Source organism: Cellulomonas chitinilytica (assembly GCF_016862675.1).
In the GTDB taxonomy this organism is placed as follows: Bacteria; Actinomycetota; Actinomycetes; order Actinomycetales; family Cellulomonadaceae; genus Cellulomonas; species Cellulomonas chitinilytica.
In genome coordinates this window covers 263,983-282,721 of record NZ_BONK01000002.1, presented here as the reverse complement: position 1 = coordinate 282,721, position 18,739 = coordinate 263,983, and the positions used below count along the sequence as shown (strand labels likewise).

General features: G+C 73.0%; 16 protein-coding genes. 9 read left to right on the top strand and 7 right to left on the bottom strand.

Annotated features, from left to right (window positions below):
• Positions 1–231 precede the first annotated feature (231 nt).
• Positions 232–1,026, top strand: a complete 795-nt coding sequence (locus Cch01nite_RS03800; protein WP_203748758.1) for a hypothetical protein — start codon at positions 232–234, stop codon at positions 1,024–1,026.
• 12 nt (positions 1,027–1,038) lie between these two features.
• On the opposite strand, the gene Cch01nite_RS03795 is transcribed toward Cch01nite_RS03800, so the two are convergent.
• On the bottom strand, positions 1,039–1,695 hold the full coding sequence (locus tag Cch01nite_RS03795) for a DUF998 domain-containing protein (protein ID WP_203748756.1): 657 nt from the start codon (positions 1,693–1,695) through the stop codon (positions 1,039–1,041).
• 157 nt (positions 1,696–1,852) lie between these two features.
• Between Cch01nite_RS03795 and lysX the strand changes: the two genes are divergently transcribed.
• The 3 genes from lysX (at position 1,853) to pflA (ending at position 8,533) form a co-directional block, all read left to right on the top strand.
• A complete protein-coding gene (lysX, locus tag Cch01nite_RS03790) occupies positions 1,853–5,227 on the top strand; it encodes a bifunctional lysylphosphatidylglycerol synthetase/lysine--tRNA ligase LysX (protein ID WP_203748754.1) in 3,375 nt (1,124 codons plus the stop codon).
• Between the two features lie 156 nt (positions 5,228–5,383).
• Positions 5,384–7,636, top strand: a complete 2,253-nt coding sequence (gene pflB, locus Cch01nite_RS03785; protein WP_203748752.1) for a formate C-acetyltransferase — start codon at positions 5,384–5,386, stop codon at positions 7,634–7,636.
• Between the two features lie 12 nt (positions 7,637–7,648).
• The gene (pflA, locus tag Cch01nite_RS03780) at positions 7,649–8,533 is read left to right on the top strand and encodes a pyruvate formate-lyase-activating protein (RefSeq protein ID WP_203748749.1); all 885 of its coding nucleotides are present in this window, start codon (positions 7,649–7,651) and stop codon (positions 8,531–8,533) included.
• A 7-nt stretch (positions 8,534–8,540) separates the two neighbouring features.
• Here pflA and Cch01nite_RS03775 read toward each other — a convergent pair whose 3' ends face one another.
• The 4 genes from Cch01nite_RS03775 to Cch01nite_RS03760 all read right to left on the bottom strand — a co-directional run bounded on the left by Cch01nite_RS03775 (position 8,541) and on the right by Cch01nite_RS03760 (position 11,128).
• Entirely contained in the window at positions 8,541–9,806 is a 1,266-nt protein-coding gene (locus tag Cch01nite_RS03775) for a M15 family metallopeptidase (protein WP_203748746.1), read from the bottom strand.
• Positions 9,807–9,967: 161 nt separating this feature from the next.
• Positions 9,968–10,432, bottom strand: coding sequence for an SRPBCC family protein (locus tag Cch01nite_RS03770; RefSeq protein WP_203748743.1), 465 nt, complete (start codon positions 10,430–10,432; stop codon positions 9,968–9,970).
• Positions 10,429–10,893 (bottom strand): hypothetical protein, encoded by a 465-nt coding sequence (locus Cch01nite_RS03765; protein WP_203748741.1) that lies wholly within the window; start codon positions 10,891–10,893, stop codon positions 10,429–10,431. The genes Cch01nite_RS03770 and Cch01nite_RS03765 overlap by 4 nt, the downstream gene beginning before the upstream one ends.
• Positions 10,894–10,930: 37 nt before the next feature.
• Positions 10,931–11,128 carry a DUF2510 domain-containing protein gene (locus Cch01nite_RS03760; RefSeq protein WP_203748738.1) on the bottom strand — a complete coding sequence of 66 codons (198 nt, stop codon included), beginning with the start codon at positions 11,126–11,128 and terminating at the stop codon, positions 10,931–10,933.
• 174 nt (positions 11,129–11,302) lie between these two features.
• Between Cch01nite_RS03760 and Cch01nite_RS03755 the strand changes: the two genes are divergently transcribed.
• The gene (locus tag Cch01nite_RS03755) at positions 11,303–11,989 is read left to right on the top strand and encodes a hypothetical protein (RefSeq protein ID WP_203748735.1); all 687 of its coding nucleotides are present in this window, start codon (positions 11,303–11,305) and stop codon (positions 11,987–11,989) included.
• Positions 11,990–12,030: 41 nt separating this feature from the next.
• Here the strand turns inward: Cch01nite_RS03755 and Cch01nite_RS03750 are convergent, their stop codons facing one another.
• Positions 12,031–12,552, bottom strand: a complete 522-nt coding sequence (locus tag Cch01nite_RS03750; RefSeq protein ID WP_203748732.1) for a hypothetical protein — start codon at positions 12,550–12,552, stop codon at positions 12,031–12,033.
• Positions 12,553–12,767: 215 nt separating this feature from the next.
• On the opposite strand from Cch01nite_RS03750, the gene fdhD reads away from it, so the two are divergent.
• Genes fdhD through Cch01nite_RS03735 form a run of 3 tightly spaced genes read left to right on the top strand, consistent with a single transcriptional unit; the run spans position 12,768 to position 16,857 of the window.
• Positions 12,768–13,610 carry a formate dehydrogenase accessory sulfurtransferase FdhD gene (gene fdhD / locus Cch01nite_RS03745; RefSeq protein WP_203748730.1) on the top strand — a complete coding sequence of 281 codons (843 nt, stop codon included), beginning with the start codon at positions 12,768–12,770 and terminating at the stop codon, positions 13,608–13,610.
• Positions 13,610–15,931: an FdhF/YdeP family oxidoreductase gene (locus Cch01nite_RS03740; protein WP_203748728.1), complete on the top strand. Its 2,322-nt coding sequence runs from the start codon at positions 13,610–13,612 to the stop codon at positions 15,929–15,931. Before fdhD ends, Cch01nite_RS03740 begins: the two co-directional genes overlap by 1 nt.
• Positions 15,931–16,857, top strand: a complete 927-nt coding sequence (locus Cch01nite_RS03735) for a Ppx/GppA phosphatase family protein (RefSeq protein WP_203748726.1) — start codon at positions 15,931–15,933, stop codon at positions 16,855–16,857. The genes Cch01nite_RS03740 and Cch01nite_RS03735 overlap by 1 nt, the downstream gene beginning before the upstream one ends.
• Positions 16,858–16,883: 26 nt before the next feature.
• On the opposite strand, the gene Cch01nite_RS03730 is transcribed toward Cch01nite_RS03735, so the two are convergent.
• Positions 16,884–17,546, bottom strand: coding sequence for a histidine phosphatase family protein (locus tag Cch01nite_RS03730; protein ID WP_203748724.1), 663 nt, complete (start codon positions 17,544–17,546; stop codon positions 16,884–16,886).
• 152 nt (positions 17,547–17,698) lie between these two features.
• Here Cch01nite_RS03730 and Cch01nite_RS03725 point away from each other — a divergent pair, with 152 nt between their 5' ends.
• Positions 17,699–18,670 carry an aldo/keto reductase gene (locus tag Cch01nite_RS03725; protein ID WP_203748722.1) on the top strand — a complete coding sequence of 324 codons (972 nt, stop codon included), beginning with the start codon at positions 17,699–17,701 and terminating at the stop codon, positions 18,668–18,670.
• The last annotated feature ends 69 nt before the right edge of the window (positions 18,671–18,739 follow it).

Below are 18,739 nucleotides of genomic sequence, written 5' to 3'. Positions count from 1 at the left end.
TTGGCGTCGCGCCGCGTTCAAGGCCTCACCGGTTGCGTCGAAGGCTGGCACCCGCTGTGTTCAGACCGTTCCAGGTTCCCACCGGAATTCAAGTCGGCAACGAGAAGCGGGCCACCGGGGACAACGGCGCAAGGTCGCCGACATGGTCCGTGGCCGTCAGCCTGCCGTCAGGCTCGGGCGCGCACGATCGAGCCGGGCACAGGTTCGACCGACCGAGACCGGGGGTGCGTGATGCCGCGGACCACGACGAGGACCGTCGTCGCAGGGGTGCTGATGGGTGCCGTGCTGGGCGGGACGCTGGGCGCGTGCACGGCGAACCCGTCGTCGGGTCCGTCGGCGTCGGGCAGCCCACCGGCCGCGGGCCAGGTGCCGCTTCCGCAGGGCTCGGAGGCGGTCCGGCTGGACCCCGCCGACTTCACGGTCGACATCTCGAACCCGTACTGGCCGATGGCGGTCGGCGACCGCTGGGTCTACCGGGAGACCGACGACGAGGGTGGCGACCTGCGGGTCGAGGTGACCGTGCTCGACCGGACCGTGACCGTGGCCCTCGGCATCGAGGCGCGCGTGGTGCACGACCTGGTGACCGACGGCGGGGCCGCGGTGGAGGACACGTACGACCTGTACGCCCAGGACGCGACCGGGAACGTCTGGTACCTCGGGGAGGACACCAAGGAGTACGAGAACGGTGCCGTGGTGTCCACGTCCGGCTCGTGGGAGGCAGGGGTGGACGGTGCGTCTCCGGGGGTCGTCGTCCCCGCCCGGCCGCGGCCCGGCACGGAGTACCGCCAGGAGCACCTGGCCGGCGAGGCGGAGGACCAGGCGGTCGTGCTGTCCGTCGACGAGGCGGTGCAGACCCCGGTGGGTGCGTACACCGGCGCGCTGCTCACGCGGGACACCACGCCGCTGGAGCCGGACGTCGCCGAGCTGAAGCTCTACGCCCCGGGGGTCGGCCCCGTGATGACCGTGCAGATCGCGGGCGGCACCGGCCGGGAGGTGCTCGTGGAGACGACCCGCGGTCACGCGTGAGCCGCCGGCGGGTCAGGTCGGGCGGTCCTCGGTGCGGGCGGCCGACGCGGCGAACAGCCCGAGGCAGACGATCCAGGCGCTGATGCACACGATGTGCACCCGCTGGCTGATGCCGACGGCCCACGGGGGGTCCTCCGTCATCTGGAACCACCCGAAGAGCAGGCTCGACAGCAGCCCGCCGACGACCAGCGACCACCACCCCGCGCGTCGGAACCACACGGGCCCGGTGCGCCAGGTCGCCAGGATCACGGCGAAGACGCCGACGTACAGGGCCGTGTCGGAGACGACGCTGCCGTAGACGTGGAGGTCGTGCTGCAGCACCTGGGCGGGGGCGTCGCACGTCACGCCCGGTCCGCACGGCTCGGGGATGACTGCGGCCACGACCGCGCCGACCGCGAAGAGGACCGTCGACCACGCGAACACCTCGCGCCACACCCCGCGGGGCAGCGCCGCGCGCACCCAGACGGTGAGCTGCACCACCAGGACCGCGGCCACGCAGTCGGTGACGCGCAGCAGGGCGGCGTGGGGCTCGCCGGGGGACTCGAGCTCGCTGACGATCTGGTCCATGCCCTCGAAGCCGCGCAGGACCCAGTCGATGAGGAAGTTGCTGTAGAGCACGGCCGCGACGACGGCGACGCCCAGGACGAGCCGAGGCGTGGGCCTGACCATCTGGGCAACGTATCGCGGCGCGGCGGAGTCGGCCGGGGATGGCGCCGGTCCTGACCCGCAGTTATGTTCCTGGCAGGCATCCCGGCGGCGGGGGAGTCCGCCACCGGTGAGGAACGACGAGCGCGCGCCTCGGCCCGGCTCGGAGGGCGAGGGGCACATGTCCGACGTCTCCACCACTGCCGAGAAGTCGCCTGTCACCGGCCCGCCCGACCGCCGCCCCACGGTGCGGGGCAGCGACCGGCTCGACGACCGGTGGCCCGACCGGTTCGCGGCCGTGATGTTCCTGGCGAGCGGGCTCGTCCTCGTCGTGTCCGCCGTGCCGCCGTTCCGGCGCTACTTCGCGGCGCCGGACGACGTGGTCTCCGAGCTGACGTTGCCGATCATCCCGAACCTCGTGTACTCGGCGCTGCTCGCCAGCGTCGGGATCGCCCTGCACCGCCGCATGCGGTCCGCCTGGTGGATCCTGCTGGTCTGGTGGGTCGTGCTCCCGCAGCTCGCGAGGATCGTCCGGCTGCTCGAGGGCGGCTCCCCGGCCAGCCTGGTCGGCTTCGTGCTCGTCACCGCCGTGCTCTTCGTCCTGCTGCGTGCGCGTCGCCAGTTCGGGGCGAAGGCGGTCCGGGGCAGCTTCCTGCAGGCGCTCGCGTTCTTCCTGGCCGGTGGCGTCGTCGTGCTCGTCGTCGGGTCGTGGCTGGTCAGCACGTTCGGGCACGCGCCGGACGGCGGGTCGTCGGCGCTCTTCGTGTGGGACACGATGGTCGGGGACCTCGGTGCGGTCGACCACGCCAGCGACGCGAGCGCGCCGCTGTGGGTGCGGGCCGTCATCAACCTGATCGCGGCGGCGACCGTCGTCGGGGCAACCGTGCTCCTGTTCCGGTCCCCGCCGTACACGCACACGCTCGACGCGGCCGACGAGGCCCGCGTGCGGACCCTGCTGCGCGACTACGGGGCGGAGGACTCGCTCGGGTACTTCGCGACCCGCCGCGACAAGGCCGTCGTGTGGGACTCCGGGGTGGCCCAGACCGCCCGGGCCGGGGTGTCCTACCGCGTCGTCGGGTCGGTGAGCCTCGCGAGCGGCAACCCCGTGGGGGACCCCCTGCACTGGGCGGCGGCGATCGACGAGTGGCGCAGGCAGGCCCGGAAGAACGGCTGGTCGCTCGCGGTGATGGGTGCGGGCACCGCGGGCGCGCTGGCGTACGCGCAGGCCGGGCTGACCGCGTGGGAGATCGGTGACGAGGCGATCCTCGACATGCGGGCGTTCTCCCTGGCCGGGCCGGGGATGAAGGCGGTCCGGCAGTCGGTGACCAGGCTGCAGCGCCGCGGGTACACGACCCGCGTGTCCCGGCACGAGCAGCTCGACGCGGCGCAGTTCGCGACCCTCGACGCCGCGGCGGCCCGGTGGCGCGGGGACGGCGGGGACGAGCGCGGGTTCTCGATGGCCCTCGGGCGGCTCGGCGACCGGCTCGACGGCGGGTGCGTGCTGGTCGAGGCGTTCGACGAGGAGGGCAGGCTGCGCGCGTTCCTCAGCTTCGTGCCGTGGGGTCGCACGGGCGTCTCCCTGGACCTCATGCGACGCGACCCCACGGCCGACAACGGGCTCGTCGAGCTCATGGTCGCCTCGCTCGCCGAGCGTGCGACGGCTTTCGGTGCGGGCCGCGTGTCGCTGAACTTCGCGATGTTCCGGGAGGCGTTCGCGCGCGGGGCGGAGGTCGGGGCCGGCCCGATCGCGCGCCTGTGGCGGCAGTCGCTCGTGCTGGCCTCCCGCAACTGGCAGCTCGAGTCGCTGTACCGCTCGAACGCGAAGTACCAGCCCGAGTGGCAGCCCCGGTTCATCTGCTTCGAGTACACCTCGGACCTGGCCCGCGTCGGGACGGCGGCCGGCAGCGCCGAGGGGTTCCTCCGGCGGCCCTCGCTGCGGCTCCTCAACCGGCGCGGGGGCCGCTCGTCGGAGGTGGACGCGCTGGACCGGGCGGGGGAGGAGTACGCCGCGCTGGTCGGGGCGCAGATCCCGGCAGCGCCCGACGCGGTCGAGGAGGCGATGTCCGCGCACCGGCTCCCCGAGCAGCAGCGCGTGCGTCGAGCGAAGGTCGAGGGGCTGCGGGCGAGAGGGATCGACCCGTACCCGGTGACGTACCCGCGGACCCACACCCTCGCCGCCGTGCGCGACGACGCGGGCGAGCTCGCGCCCGACACGTCGACGGGGCGTCGGGTGTCCGTCGTCGGCCGGCTGATCCGCAAGCGCGACGGCGGAAAGCTCGGCTTCGGCACGCTGCGCGACGGGACCGGCGACCTGCAGGTCATGGTCGGCGCGGACGTCGTCGGTGCCGACGACCTGGAGCTGTGGCGGCACGACGTCGACCTGGGCGACCATCTCGGGGTGACCGGCGAGATCGTCACCACGCGGCGCGGCGAGCTGTCCGTCCGGGCGGAGTCCCTGCAGATCACCAGCAAGTCGCTGCGCCCGCTGCCGGACAAGCACAAGGGACTGACCGACCCCGAGGCGCGGATCCGTGCCCGCTACGTCGACCTCATCGTGCGACCCGCCGCGCGGGACGTCGCGTACACGCGGGCGACCGTCGTCCGCAGCATCCGGGACTCGCTGCACGCGCGCGGCTTCACCGAGGTGGAGACGCCGATGCTCCAGGTCATCCACGGCGGGGCGAACGCGCGGCCGTTCGAGACGCACATCAACGCGTACGACATGGATCTCTACCTGCGCATCGCCACCGAGCTCCACCTCAAGCGGCTCGTCGTCGGGGGCATGGAGAAGGTGTTCGAGATCGGGCGCCAGTTCCGCAACGAGGGCGTCGACTTCAAGCACAACCCGGAGTTCACGTCGCTCGAGCTGTACGAGACGTACGGCGACTACGACACCATGCGGGTCGTCACGCAGGAGATCATCCAGGAGGCCGCGACCGCCGTGTTCGGCTCACCGGTGGCACGTCGCGCCGACGCGGACGGGACCGTGACCGAGTTCGACCTGTCGGGCGAGTGGCCGGTCAAGACCGTCTGCCAGGCAGTCTCCGAGAAGCTCGGCGAGGAGGTCACGGCCGACACCCCGCTCGCGGTGCTCAGCCGGCACGCCGTCACGATCGGGCTCGAGCTCGACCCGGACGCCACCTGGGCCGTGGTCCTCGAGGAGATCTACGGCGAGCTCTGCGAGAGCACCACCACGACCCCCGTGTTCTACACCGACTTCCCCAAGGAGAACGCACCGCTCACCCGCCAGCACCGGGTCGACCCCCGCCTCGCCGAGAAGTGGGACCTGGTGATCTTCGCGTCCGAGCAGGGCACCGCCTACTCCGAGCTCGTCGACCCGCTCGAGCAGCGCCGCCGGCTCGTCGCCCAGTCGTTGCTCGCGGCGGCCGGCGACCCCGAGGCCATGCAGGTCGACGAGGACTTCCTCACCGCCCTGGAGTACGCCATGCCGCCGACGGGTGGCATGGGCATGGGGGTCGACCGGCTCGTCATGAACCTCACCGGGCTGAGCATCCGCGACACGATCCTGTTCCCGCTCGTGCGCCCCACCCGGTGACCTCACGGCGTCGGCCCGTGCCCGTCGAAGTGCGGAGTGGTGAAGAACGGCATGCACCGACCGCACGCAGCCCGCCGGCGCCGCCTGCCGGCCCGAGGTCTACCGTGGAGCTCAGCCCTTCGTCGAGGTTCGTGCCGAGGTTCGTAGGGAGCACCGATGACCACCACCATCGACCCGGTCACCTCCGCGGCGTGGTCCGGGTTCACCTCCGGGCCGTGGGTGGACGGCATCGACGTCCGCGACTTCATCCAGCGCAACTACACCCCGTACGAGGGTGACGACGGGTTCCTGGCCGGCCCGACGGCGCGGACGAGCGCCGTCTGGGCGAAGATCGCCGCGATGTTCCCGCAGGAGCGCGCGAAGGGGATCTACGACGTCGACGCGCACACCCCGTCGACCATCACGTCGCACGCGCCCGGGTACATCGACCAGGACCTGGACCTGATCGTCGGGCTGCAGACGGACGCGCCCCTCAAGCGGGCGATCATGCCGAACGGCGGCTACCGGATGGTCGAGGGTGCCCTGCGGACGTACGGCTACGAGCCGGACGAGCGGGTGCGCGACATCTTCACCAAGTACCGCAAGACCCACAACGACGGCGTCTTCGACGCGTACCCGTCGGACGTGCGCAAGGCACGCTCGGCGCACGTCATCACCGGCCTTCCGGACGCCTACGGGCGTGGGCGGATCATCGGCGACTACCGCCGCGTCGCGCTGTACGGGGTCGACGCGCTGGTCGCCGCGAAGCAGCGCGACCGCGCGATGCTCGACATGGAGCGTTCGGTCGAGGACGTCATCCGCGACCGGGAGGAGCTGGCCGAGCAGGTCCGCGCGCTCGGGGAGCTCAAGGCGATGGCCGCGTCCTACGGGTACGACATCTCGGGCCCGGCGGCGAGCGGTCGTGAGGCCGTGCAGTGGCTGTACTTCGCGTACCTGGCGGCGGTGAAGGAGCAGAACGGCGCGGCGATGTCGCTGGGCCGCACCTCGACGTTCCTCGACGTCTACCTGCAGCGGGACCTCGCGGCGGGCGTGCTCACCGAGGAGCAGGTGCAGGAGCTGATCGACGACTTCGTCATCAAGCTGCGGATCGTGCGCTTCCTGCGCACCCCGGAGTACGACGAGCTGTTCTCGGGCGACCCGACGTGGGTGACGGAGTCGATCGGCGGCATGGGGCAGGACGGGCGCACGCTCGTCACGAAGAGCTCGTTCCGGCTGCTGCAGACCTTGTACAACCTGGGTCCGGCGCCCGAGCCGAACATGACGGTGTTCTGGAGCGAGCGGCTCCCGGAGGGGTTCAAGGACTTCTGCGCCCGGGTCTCGATCGACACGTCGGCGGTCCAGTACGAGTCCGACGCGCACATCTCGTCCGTCTGCGGCGACGACGGCGCGATCGCGTGCTGCGTGTCGCCGATGACGGTCGGCAAGCAGATGCAGTTCTTCGGCGCGCGGGTCAACCTCGCCAAGGCGCTGCTGTACGCGATCAACGGCGGCCGCGACGAGGTGTCCGGCAAGCAGGTCGCACCCGTGTCGGCACCGGTCGAGGGCGACGTGCTCGACTACGACGACGTGTCCGCCAAGTTCGACGCCACCATGGACTGGCTGGCCCAGACGTACATCGACGCGCTCAACTGCGTGCACTACATGCACGACAAGTACGCCTACGAGCGCATCGAGATGGCGTTGCACGACAGCACGATCCTGCGCACCCTCGCGTGCGGCATCGCCGGGCTGTCGGTCGTGACCGACTCCCTGTCGGCGATCAAGTTCGCCACGGTCCACCCGGTCCGCGACGAGTCGGGCCTGGTCGTCGACTACGAGGTCGAGGGCGACTACCCGACCTACGGCAACGACGACGACGCGGTCGACGAGATCGCCGTCGAGCTGGTCCGCACGTTCATGGAGAAGATCCGGCGCTACCCGACGTACCGCAAGGCCGTGCACACCCAGTCGGTGCTGACCATCACGTCGAACGTCGTCTACGGCAAGGCCACGGGCAACACCCCCGACGGCCGCCGCGCGGGGGAGCCGTTCGCGCCGGGGGCCAACCCGATGAACGCCCGCGACTCGCACGGCATGCTCGCCTCCGCGCTGTCCGTCGCGAAGCTGCCGTTCGACGAGGCGCAGGACGGCATCTCGCTGACGAGCACCGTGACCCCGCCGGGCCTCGGCCGCACGCGCGACGAGCAGGTGCACAACCTGGTCGGCCTGCTGGACGCGCAGATGATGTCCGAGGGCTACCACATGAACGTCAACGTGCTGAACGAGGACACCCTGCTCGACGCGATGGAGCACCCGGAGAACTACCCGCAGCTCACCATCCGGGTGTCCGGCTACGCCGTGAACTTCGTGCGGCTCACCCGCGAGCAGCAGCTCGACGTGCTGTCCCGCACCTTCCACGGCTCCGTCTGAGCCGTCGCGACCATGAGCAGCAACGAGTCCACGGGCGCCCAGGTCGTGCCCCTGGGGCACCCGCTCGTCGGCGGCTCCACCGAGCGACCCGTCGGCCACGGCACCGCGGGGCTGGACGACGTCGAGTACGACCACGGCGGCCGGCTCGCGGCGGTGCGCGCGGGCGAGCTCGGGTCGGTGCACTCCTGGGAGCTGGTGACGGCCGTCGACGGCCCGGGCACACGGCTGACCGTGTTCCTGGCCGGCTGCCTGCTGCGGTGCCTGTACTGCCACAACCCCGACACCCTCGAGATCCGGCGGGGCAAGAGCGTGACGTCCCAGGAGCTGCTCCGGCGGGTCAAGAGGTACCGGGGGGTCATGAAGGCGACCGGCGGCGGGCTGACCCTGTCCGGCGGTGAGCCGATGATGCAGGCCCCGTACGTGCGCACGCTGCTGCGCGGCGCGAAGGAGCTGGGCGTCCACACCGCGGTCGACACGTCCGGCTTCCTCGGCGCGCAGTGCACCGACGAGATGCTCGACGACATCGACCTCGTCCTGCTCGACGTGAAGTCCGGCCTGCCCGACACGTACCGGCGCGTCACCGGTCAGGAGCTGGCCCCGACGCTGGCGTTCGGCCGTCGTCTGGCGGCCCGTGGCACGGAAGAGGTGTGGATCCGCTTCGTGCTCGTCCCCGGCCTCACCGACGCGGTCGACAACGTCGAGGCCGTCGCGCAGTACGTCGCCTCGCTCGGCGCGGTCGTCACCCGGGTCGAGGTGCTGCCCTTCCACCAGATGGGCCGCGACAAGTGGGCCGAGCTCGGCATGACGTACGAGCTGGACGACGTCCGCGAGCCGAGCCTCGAGCTGATGGAGCGCGTGCGGGGGCAGTTCCGCTCGCTCGGCCTGACGACGTACTGACGGGCGGTCAGCCGACGTACTCCCAGTGCCACGGCTCGAACCGCTCGGCCTTCGCCCAGTCCGGGTTGACCCACCCGAACTCGCCGGCGTGGGCGTCCATCCAGCGGTGCTGGGCCGACGCCGCGTCGTCGATGCCGCCCGTGAGGTCGACCGCCAGGCCCCAGCCGTGGTTCGACGTGCCCGGCGCCGCCGCCAGCGTGGGCCGCTGCTCCTTCGTGGAGAACTGGGCCGCCAGCGACCGGTAGGAGTCGCCGACCACGACGTCGCGACCGAACTTGGCCCGGAACGCGGTGTTCAGGCGGTCGAGGGCGCGGGCCGCGTCGTCGCGCAGCTTGACCTTCGGGTCGAACGTCGGGCTGCTGAGCGCGCTCACCGGGATCTTCCCGTTGACGTTGCCGCCCCACGCACCCCGGTCGACGCCGCTGCGGGCCGTCGCGGCGCTCGAGGCGACGCGGGCCCGCTCGACGGAGGCGGCCTGGGCCACCGCGGTCGCCGCACCGTCCGCGGACACCGCGGCCTGCGCCGCCCCGACGACGTCGATGACCGCGGCCGCCTGCTGGACCCGGGCGACCATGTCGCCGACCACGACGGCGTGCTGGTCGTCCGGCACGACCGCGACGTCGGTCACGATCCGTTCCGCCGCCGTGCTCGCGTGCGTCTGCGCGGCCGCGAGCACACGCTGCTCCATGTCGCCGACGAGAGCGCGGGCCGTGACGGCGTCCTGGGCGGCGAGCGCGTCCCGCACCCGGGCGAGCGCCTCGTCGAGGCCCGCCAGGTCGGGCGGCAGGTCCGCGGGCAGCTGCGGGTCGTCGAACGCGTCCACCGTGCCGGTCGCGAGCGTGGAGGCGGCGAGCACCACCTTCTGCGCCCGACCGGCGGTGTCGAACATGGCCTGCCGGTTCGAGACGAGGATCCGTGCGGACTCGTGCCGACGGGACGCGTCCGCCATCCGGTCCAGGGTGTGCACGTCGTCGGACGCGATCTGCGCCTGCTCCGCGACGACGGCGTGCCGGCGGGCCTCGGCCGCGACGGCGTGCCGGTGGGCGGCCACCTCGTGCCCGCTGAACATCCCGCCCGCGATCGCCCAGAACACGACGGACGTGACGACCAGCTGGCGGGGGGTGCCCGGGACCGACCGGAGGACCGCACCCAGGGCGGCGATGCCGTCGCCGCCGGCGACCGTCGCCGCGGAGTGCCGCCCGGCGGTGCTGCGCCCTGCGGGCGCGCGCAGCCGACGCGGCGCGGCGTGGCTGCCGCGGCTCGCAGCTCGCATCGGGGTCGGCTCCTGGGGGTGGGCGCAGTGGGTCCACCTTCCCCATCGGCTCGGCCCGCCCCGATGTGAAGCAGGGCCCCCCATTCGGGCGAGCGGCCTGACCTGGGATCCTGTCCGCGACCGGCCCGTGACGCGTGCCGGTGGGCCGTGCCGGCGGGGCGTCAGGCGGACGCGGTCGGGCGCGGACCTCCGCGGGCCTCGACGGCGCTCACCGTGGTGTCGAGGGCGCGCTCGATGACGCGTCTCGCGACCGTGCCCACCAGGACTCCCACGACCCGTCCCCGCAGGTTCTTCCCCTCGCGCACGACGACGACGTCCAACCGGGTCGTCCCGTCGGGCAGGGCGGTGAACGTGTAGGTGTGCCCGGACCGGCCGCCCCACACGTTCGAGTCCGTCGTGGTCATCACGACCCGGGTCGGGTCCGACCAGTCGTAGCGCAGCCGTTCCCAGAACCCGCTGCCGCCCTCGGTGACGTCCGCGAACCCCGGGCCCAGCTCGTGCACCGTGAGTGCGTCGTCGCGGCTGTTCGGGAACACCTCCGAGCGGCCGGGGCCGAAGTCCGTCAGGGCCTCCAGGAGCTGCTGCGGCGTGGCGGTCGTCGTCCTGGTGAAGCGCAGCGTGCTCATCGCGCCGGTCTCGTCCCGACCGGGAGCGACCCGATCCACGAGCTCCACGCGAGCGACGGCAGCTGGCACGAGTACGCGCGGCCGTCGTCGAGAGGGACCCGCACCGAGCAGCCGGCGGCCGAGCCGAACAGCACGGACGACCACCGCGTCAGGATCCCGCCCGGTCCGTCGAGCCGGGCGCGCCCGCTCATGACGGACCCGACGACGGCGACGGTGTCGCGACGGGGGACGTCGAACACCAGGACGTCCTCGACGGTGACCGTGTCCAGCCCGTCGTCGGCGAGGCGGACCACGATCGACGGGCGACCCGTGAAGACGACGACCGCGGCCACCGCGCGGTCCGGGTACGGGTCGTCGTCCTCCCACGGGTCCACCTCGGGCGTCGGCTCCGGGACCCGACCGTGACGCGCGCCGAGCTCCCACAGCTCCCGCACGACCTCACCGATCGCGGCGGTCGTCACGCGGCACCGGCCGTCGCGCCGTGCGCGGGCGGGGTGGTCACAGCGCCGACGTCACGGCGATCGTCAGCGGCCAGTCGACGCCCGGCACGGACGACTCCCACGGCGGCCGCTCGTACCGCACGACGTCGGGGCGTGCGGTGTCGACCAGGTAGCCGGTCCACCGCGCACCGTCCCAGTAGCGCAGCTGGGTGGGCTGCTGCGGATCGGGGTACCAGCCGGCCGTCGCAGTGGTCACCCGCTCACGGTACTCGGACCGGCACCGACGTATCACGCCCATGTATCACGCCCCGACGCGGTGGCATCGGACCGGTGTCGGGACCATCTGCCGGACGGTCTCAGGTGGGCCGGGTTCGCACGTCGCCGAGCAGCTCGCGGCGTCGATCCTGGGCCGGAGGAGGTGTGGCACGTGATGGAGGCGAACAGCTGGGTGTACCTGGTGTTCCAGCTCGTCGCGCTGGTGGTGGTCGCGGTCGGTGCGCTCTGGGCCTACACGCGCTACGCGCTCGAACGCGGGCTGCTGGCGCCTGCGACGTTCGACGTCGACGTCGTGGCCCTCGGCTCCGACCGTGCGGACGCGCACGACCGGCGCGTCGTCGTGGCCGTGCTGACGCTGCACAACCACGGGACGTCGACGCTCGTCCTGACGAACCTCCGCGTGGACCTGCGCTACCTGTCGGCTGGCGCGCCGATCGTGCTCGGCACCGACCCCAGCCACCCGCTGTTCGGTCGGGTGCTGTTCACCGGCTCGGTCCGTCGGGACGTGGAGCCGGCGGCGCCCGCGGTCGACCGCGCCGGAGGGACGACCGGCCCGGGGCGGACGGGACGCGGCTTCCGGCTCCTCGAGCACGACACGTTCGTCCAGGCGGGCGTCGACCAGACGTACCGGTTCGCGACGAGCGTGCCCGCCGACGCCCGCTACGTCCTCGCGTGGGGGTCGTTCGAGTACGCCCAACGGCCCGACCGCCCGCAGCGGGCGCTGCTGAGGCTCAGCCGCCGTCTCGGACTCATCCAGTACAGCCTGACCCACGTCGTCGAGCCGCACACGGCCGAGACCGTCGTGCGCCTGGACCCGGGCGAGGTCCCGCACGGGAGCTGACCGTCCGGCGCGCGACGGCCGGGCCCGACCCGGAGGACCGGTCAGGCGGCGACGGCGAACGGGGCGGGGACGGCGGCGTCGCCGGCGAGCCGGGCCGCGCGCTCGCGGACGACGAGCCGCTGCGCGGTGAGCGACACCGCAAGGCACACGAGCAGGCTCCCGCCGGCGAGGCCGGCCGCACCCGGGTCGACGCGGGCGACCAGGGCGTCGACGCCGACGTGGACCGCGATCGCGGTGAGCCACAGGACGACCGTCAGGGCGTTGCCGCGTCGCAGCACCCGTCCGGACGCATCCCGCCACACGGGCTGCAGCCGTCCGCGCAGCGCCCCGAACCCGGCCGAGACCGCCACCCCGGCGACGACGAGGGCCAGGGCCACCGGTGACACCGCCGCCCCGTCGAGCGCCTGCGCGGCGGTCCACGCGCCGAACGCGGCGAGCACGAGCAGACCGCGGGGGCTGCGGTCGGCGGCGACCTCCCGGACCTCCACCTGGCGCCACAGCACCCAGGCGAGGACGGCGAGACCGAGGACGGCGTTGGCGGCGGACATCGTGGAAGTCGTCATGAGGACGATCGTGCTGGTCAGCGCGGTGCGGCGGACCTGCGATCCGCCATCGCCCCGGACTGACATCTGTCACGTGCCGGGCGTCGACGCCCGTGCGGGACCGCCACGGCGCACGTCGGCGGGAAACCCGGCCGGACGAGGGCTCTTTCGCCGCTCGAGATGGTTACCGTGCGGGGAGGTCGTGAGGCACGAGTCGATGGTCGGAGTGGTGGGCAATGCAACGGATCGCGATTCGTCGGCGGGTCACGCGGATCACGGGTGACCTCGGTTCCCGTCGCACGGAGGACGTGCTCGCGGCGGAGGAGCCGCTGGAGATCCGGATCGGCGGCCGGTCGCTCGTCGTGACGATGCGCACGCCCGGGAACGACGTCGAGCTGGCCGCCGGCTTCCTCGTCTCCGAGGGGGTCGTCTCCGAGGCGGAGCACGTCGCCGGGGCGCGGTACTGCGGGGGAGCGGCCGACGGGGAGCCGAACACGTACAACGTGCTGAGCGTGACGCTCGGACCGGGCGTGCCGGAGCCGGCGCCGAGCCTGGAGCGGAGCTTCTACACGACGTCGGCGTGCGGGCTGTGCGGCAAGACCAGCATCGACACGGTCCGGACGCGCTCCCGGTGGGCGGTCGCCGACGAGGAGCTCCGCGTGCCGTCCGTGCTGCTCACGACGCTGCCCGACCGGCTGCGCGCGGGCCAGAAGGTGTTCGACTCGACCGGTGGCCTGCACGCTGCCGGGCTGTTCGACGCCGCCACGGGCGAGCTGCTGGTGCTGCGGGAGGACGTCGGCCGGCACAACGCGGTCGACAAGGTGATCGGCTGGGCGCTGCTCGACGGGCGGCTGCCGTTGCGGGGCACCGTGCTCCTGGTCTCGGGACGCACGTCGTTCGAGCTGGCGCAGAAGGCGCTCATGGCGGGCATCCCGATGCTCGCGTCCGTGTCCGCGCCGTCGTCCCTCGCCGTCGACCTCGCGGACGAGGCGGGCCTGACGCTCGTCGGGTTCCTGCGGGGGCCGTCGATGGTCGTCTACTCGCGGCCCGAGCGCGTGCTCGTCGAGGTGAGCGTCTGATGGTCCGCAAGCCACCTGTCGACGACCCGACGTACGACGGTCTCGTCGTCGAGACGCCGCAGACCTCGGCGGCCGGCCCGTCGGCCGTCACGAACGCGATGGTGTCCGCGCTGCGCGACCTCGGTCCGGTGCGGACGCTGAAGCTGCTCAGCAAGATCAACCAGAAGGACGGCTTCGACTGCATGAGCTGCGCGTGGCCGGACCCCGGCCACCGCTCCCCGGCGGAGTTCTGCGAGAACGGCGCCCGCGCGGTGGCGTGGGAGGCGACCCCGCTCACCGTCCCGACGACGTTCTGGGCCGAGCACCCGGTCTCCGAGCTGCAGGACAGGTCGGAGTACTGGCTCGGCCAGCAGGGCCGGCTCGTCGAGCCCGTCCACAAGGCCGCCGGGAGCGACCACTACGTCCCGGTGACGTGGGACGAGGCGTTCCGGATCGTCGCCGACAGGCTCCGCGGCCTCGACTCGCCCGACCAGGCGGCGTTCTACACGAGCGGCCGGGCGTCCAACGAGGCGGCGTTCGTGTACCAGCTCTTCGTCCGGGCCTTCGGCACGAACAACCTGCCGGACTGCTCGAACATGTGCCACGAGTCGACGGGCACCGCCCTCAACGCGACCATCGGCATCGGCAAGTCGACCGTCTCGTACGACGACTTCGCGCAGGCCGACCTCGTCGTCGTGATGGGCCAGAACCCGGGCACGAACCACCCGCGCATGCTCACCGCGCTCGAGGCCGCCAAGCGCCGGGGCGCGGCGATCGTCGCCGTGAACCCCCTGCCGGAGGTCGCCCTCAAGCGCTACAAGAACCCGCAGACCGTGCGGGGGATCGCGGGCCGCGGCACCGAGATGGCGGACCAGTTCCTGCAGATCCGCAGCGGCGGCGACATGGCGCTGCTCCAGTGGCTGTCCAAGCGGGTGCTCGAGGCCGAGGACCGCGCGCCGGGGACGGTGCTCGACCACGCCTTCCTCGACGAGCACACCCTCGGGCTCGACGACTTCCGGGACCACGTGCGGAACCTCGACGAGCGGGAGGTCGCCCTCGCGACCGGGCTCGCGATCGACGAGATCGACCGGCTCGCCGAGCGGTACCTGGCCGCGGACCGCGTGATCATCACGTGGGCGATGGGCCTGACGCAGCACCGCAAGGGCGTCGACACGATCAAGGAGATCGTCAACCTCCTGCTCCTGCGCGGGAACATCGGCAAGCCGGGGGCCGGTGCGTCCCCGATCCGCGGGCACAGCAACGTGCAGGGCGACCGCACGATGGGCATCTGGGAGAAGATGCCCGACGCCTTCCTCGACGCGCTCGCCGCCGAGTTCTCGTTCGACCCGCCACGGACGCACGGCGTCGACTCCGTGCGCTGCATCGAGGCGATGGGGCGCGGCGAGATCAAGGTCTGGTTCGCGCTCGGCGGCAACCTCGTCGGGGCCATCTCCGACACCCGCGCGGCGGAGGCCGCGATGCGCGGGACCGACCTGACCGTGCAGGTGTCGACGAAGCTCAACCGCTCGCACGTCGTCACCGGCGCCGAGGCGCTCATCCTGCCGACGCTCGGCCGCACCGACGTCGACCTGCAGGAGTCCGGCCCGCAGTTCGTCACCGTCGAGGACTCCGTCTGCGCCGTGCACGCGACGCACGGCGCACTGCTGCCCGCCTCGCCGGAGCTCCTGTCGGAGGTCTCGATCGTCACCCGCCTCGCCCGCGCCGTCCTCGGCGACGACAACCCGGTCGACTGGGCGGGCTTCGAGCGGGACTACGACACGATCCGGGACTCCATCTCACGCGTCGTCCCCGGCTTCGAGGACTTCAACGCGCGCGCCCGCCGCCCCGGCGGGTTCGTCCTGCCGAACGGCCCGCGGGACTCACGGACGTTCCCGACGCCGACCGGCAGGGCCATGATCACGGTCAACGAGCTGCTGCACGTCGAGTGCCCCGAGGGGCGGCTGATCCTGCAGACCGTGCGCTCCCACGACCAGTTCAACACGACGATGTACGGCCTCAACGACCGCTACCGCGGCATCCGCGGCGGACGCGACGTCGTCTTCGTGCACCCCGACGACCTCGCGGAGCTCGGCCTGGCCGACGGCGACCGGGTCGACATCGTCAGCGAGTGGAAGGACGAGCCCGACCGCGTCCTGCCGTACTACCGCGTCGTCGCGTTCCCGACCGCCCGCGGCTGCGCCGCCACGTACTTCCCGGAGGCGAACGTGCTGGTCCCGCTCGCGAGCACCGCGCTCGGCAGCAACACACCCGTGTCGAAGGCGATCGTGGTCCGGCTCGAACCGGTCTCGCGTGCCGCCCACGACGGTCGGGTGACGCCCTGATGCGGCTCGGGGTGCTCGACGTCGGGTCCAACACCGTCCACCTGCTGGTCGTCGACGCGCGCCACGGCGGTCCGCCGCTGCCGCAGTCGTCGCACCGGTCCGTGCTGCGCCTCATGCGCTACCTCGACCCCGCGGGCGCGATCACCGACGAGGGCGTGCGGGCGATCGTCGACTCGGTCGCCCAGGCCGCCGAGCAGGCGGCAGCCGCGGGCGTCGACGAGCTCCTGCCGTTCGCGACGTCCGCGATCCGCGAGGCCGCCAACGGCGTGCAGGTGCTCGACGAGGTCGCCGCGACCACCGGGGTGCGGCTGCGGGTGCTCACGGGCGAGGAGGAGGCCCGGATCACCTACCTCGCGGTGCGCCGCTGGTACGGGTGGTCCGCCGGGCGCCTGCTCGTGCTCGACATCGGCGGCGGCTCCCTGGAGATCGCCGCCGGCGACGCCGACTACCCGGACGTCGCCGTGTCGCTGCCGCTGGGTGCCGGTCGCTCGACCATCCTGTTCCTGCCCGACGACCCGCCGACCCCCGAGCAGGTCGCGACGCTCCGGGCGCACGCCCGCGAGGTGCTCGCCGAGGCGGCGCAGCGGTTCGCCGCAGAGCCCGGACCCGCGCACGTCGTCGGCTCGTCCAAGACGATCCGCTCGCTCGCGCGGCTCGCCGGGGCGACGAGCGACGGCATCGGCGTCCACGACCGCAGCGTCCTGCGCCGCTCGGCGCTCGACAACTGGGTGCCGCGCATCGCCCGCATCCCCGCCGACGCGCGTCCGGCGCTGCCCGGCATCACCGCCGACCGCACGTTCCAGATCGTCGCCGGGGGAGTCGTGCTGTCCGAGGCCATGCGGGCGTTCGGCGTCCACGAGCTCGACGTGTCGCCGTGGGCCCTGCGCGAGGGGCTGATCCTGCTGCACCTCGACGAGATGCGCTGACGGCGTCATCGGTCATCGGTCAGCGGTCAGCGGTCGACGGCCTCGCCGGTCGGGTCGTCGGCCGCGCGTGCCGCGAGCCGGAGCCCGCCCAGCGGGTCCGGGTGCCAGCTGACGAGCTCCCACCCGCGGGTGGGGTCGCCGTCGATCTCCACGAGGCCGGTGTTCTGCAGCGAGGTCCGTTCGACCACGTCGACGTCGATCCCCGCCACACGGGCCGACGCCCAGCACCGGATCGCGGCGCCGTGCGAGACGGCGACGACGGTGTCCCCGCCTGCGGACGCGATCTGGGCGACGGCGTCGTCGTACCGTCCGAGGAACTCCACCCCGTCCGGCCCGCCCGGCATGCGCCGGGTGACGTCGCCCCGCGCCCAGGCGAACACCGTGCCGAGGTAGCGCTGGTGCGCCTCGTGGTGGCTCTCCATCTCGAGGCTGCCCGCCTCGACCTCCCGCAGCCCGTCGTAGGTCACGGGAGCCAGGCCGCGGGCCTCGGCGAGCGGGGCGGCGGTGAGCGAGGTCCGCACCAGCGGCGAGACGGCGATCGCGTCGATGCCGCGTCCGTCGAGCGCGTGCGGGACCGCGGCGGCCTGGCGCTCGCCGAGCACGGTGAGCCCCGGGCCGGGGGCGGCGGTGTCGAGCAGGCCGTGGACGTTCGACGGGGTCTGGCCGTGGCGGATCAGGAGGAGGCGCATGAGTGGCATCCTCCCGCCGTCCGGGTGCGGGCGGCCGGGACGTCCGAGGTCGCGCCCCGAGCGGTCCGACGCGCGGCTCGCACCGCCGGGCTGCGCGGGGGAGGCTGTACGGTGCCCGTCGCGCGACGGCACTCACCCACGAGGAGCGAACGATGGAGTACCGCCAGCTGGGCCGGACCGGCCTCACGGTGTCCGAGATCGGCTACGGCGCCTGGGGCATCGGTGGCTCCATGTGGATCGGCGCCCAGGAGGACGAGTCGGTCGCGGCGCTGCACCGGGCGATCGAGCTCGGCGTCAACCTCATCGACACCGCACGCGGCTACGGCGACAGCGAGCGGATCGTCGGCGGCGTCGTGCGGGACCACCCGGACGTGCTCGTCGCCACGAAGGTCCCGCCGAAGAACTTCGTCTGGCCCGCGCCCGGCGGCCTGCACCCGGACGAGACGTTCCCCGGCGACCACATCAGGCGGAGCCTGGAGACGAGCCTCGCCGCGTCGGGCCTGGAGGCGTTCGACCTCCTGCAGTTCCACGTGTGGAGCGACGAGTGGGTCGGCAAGGGCGACTGGCTCGAGACGATCGCGGACCTGCGCCAGCAGGGCAAGATCCGGTTCTTCGGGGTCTCGATCAACGACTACCAGCCGGAGAACGCGCTCGACCTCGTGCGCAGCGGCACCGTCGACACCGTCCAGGTGATCTTCAACGCGTTCCACCAGCAGCCCGAGGAGCACCTGCTGCCTGCGTGCGCCGAGCACGGCGTCGGCGTGATCGTCCGGGTCGCGCTGGACGAGGGCGGCCTCACCGGGCGCATCACGGCGGGCTCGACGTTCCCCGAGGGCGACTTCCGCAACACCTACTTCGGCGGCGACCGGGCCGCGCAGGTCGAGCGGCACGTCGACGCGCTCGCCGGTGACCTCGGCATCGGCACCGACGAGCTGCCCGACCTCGCCCTGCGGTACGTCCTGGACCAGCCGGCCGTGTCCACGGTGATCGCGGGGATGCGCACCGTGCGCAACGTCGAGCGCAACGCCGCCACCAGCGACGGGCGCCGGCTCACCCCCGAGCAGCGCGAGACCGTCGGGCGTCACCGCTGGGAGCGGAACTTCTACCTGGCCGCGGACGAGTAGCCCGGGGGCTGTCCCGAGCCGTGCCCGTGGGGCAGCACGACTGACGCGCCGGCCCGCCGGGTCGAGCCT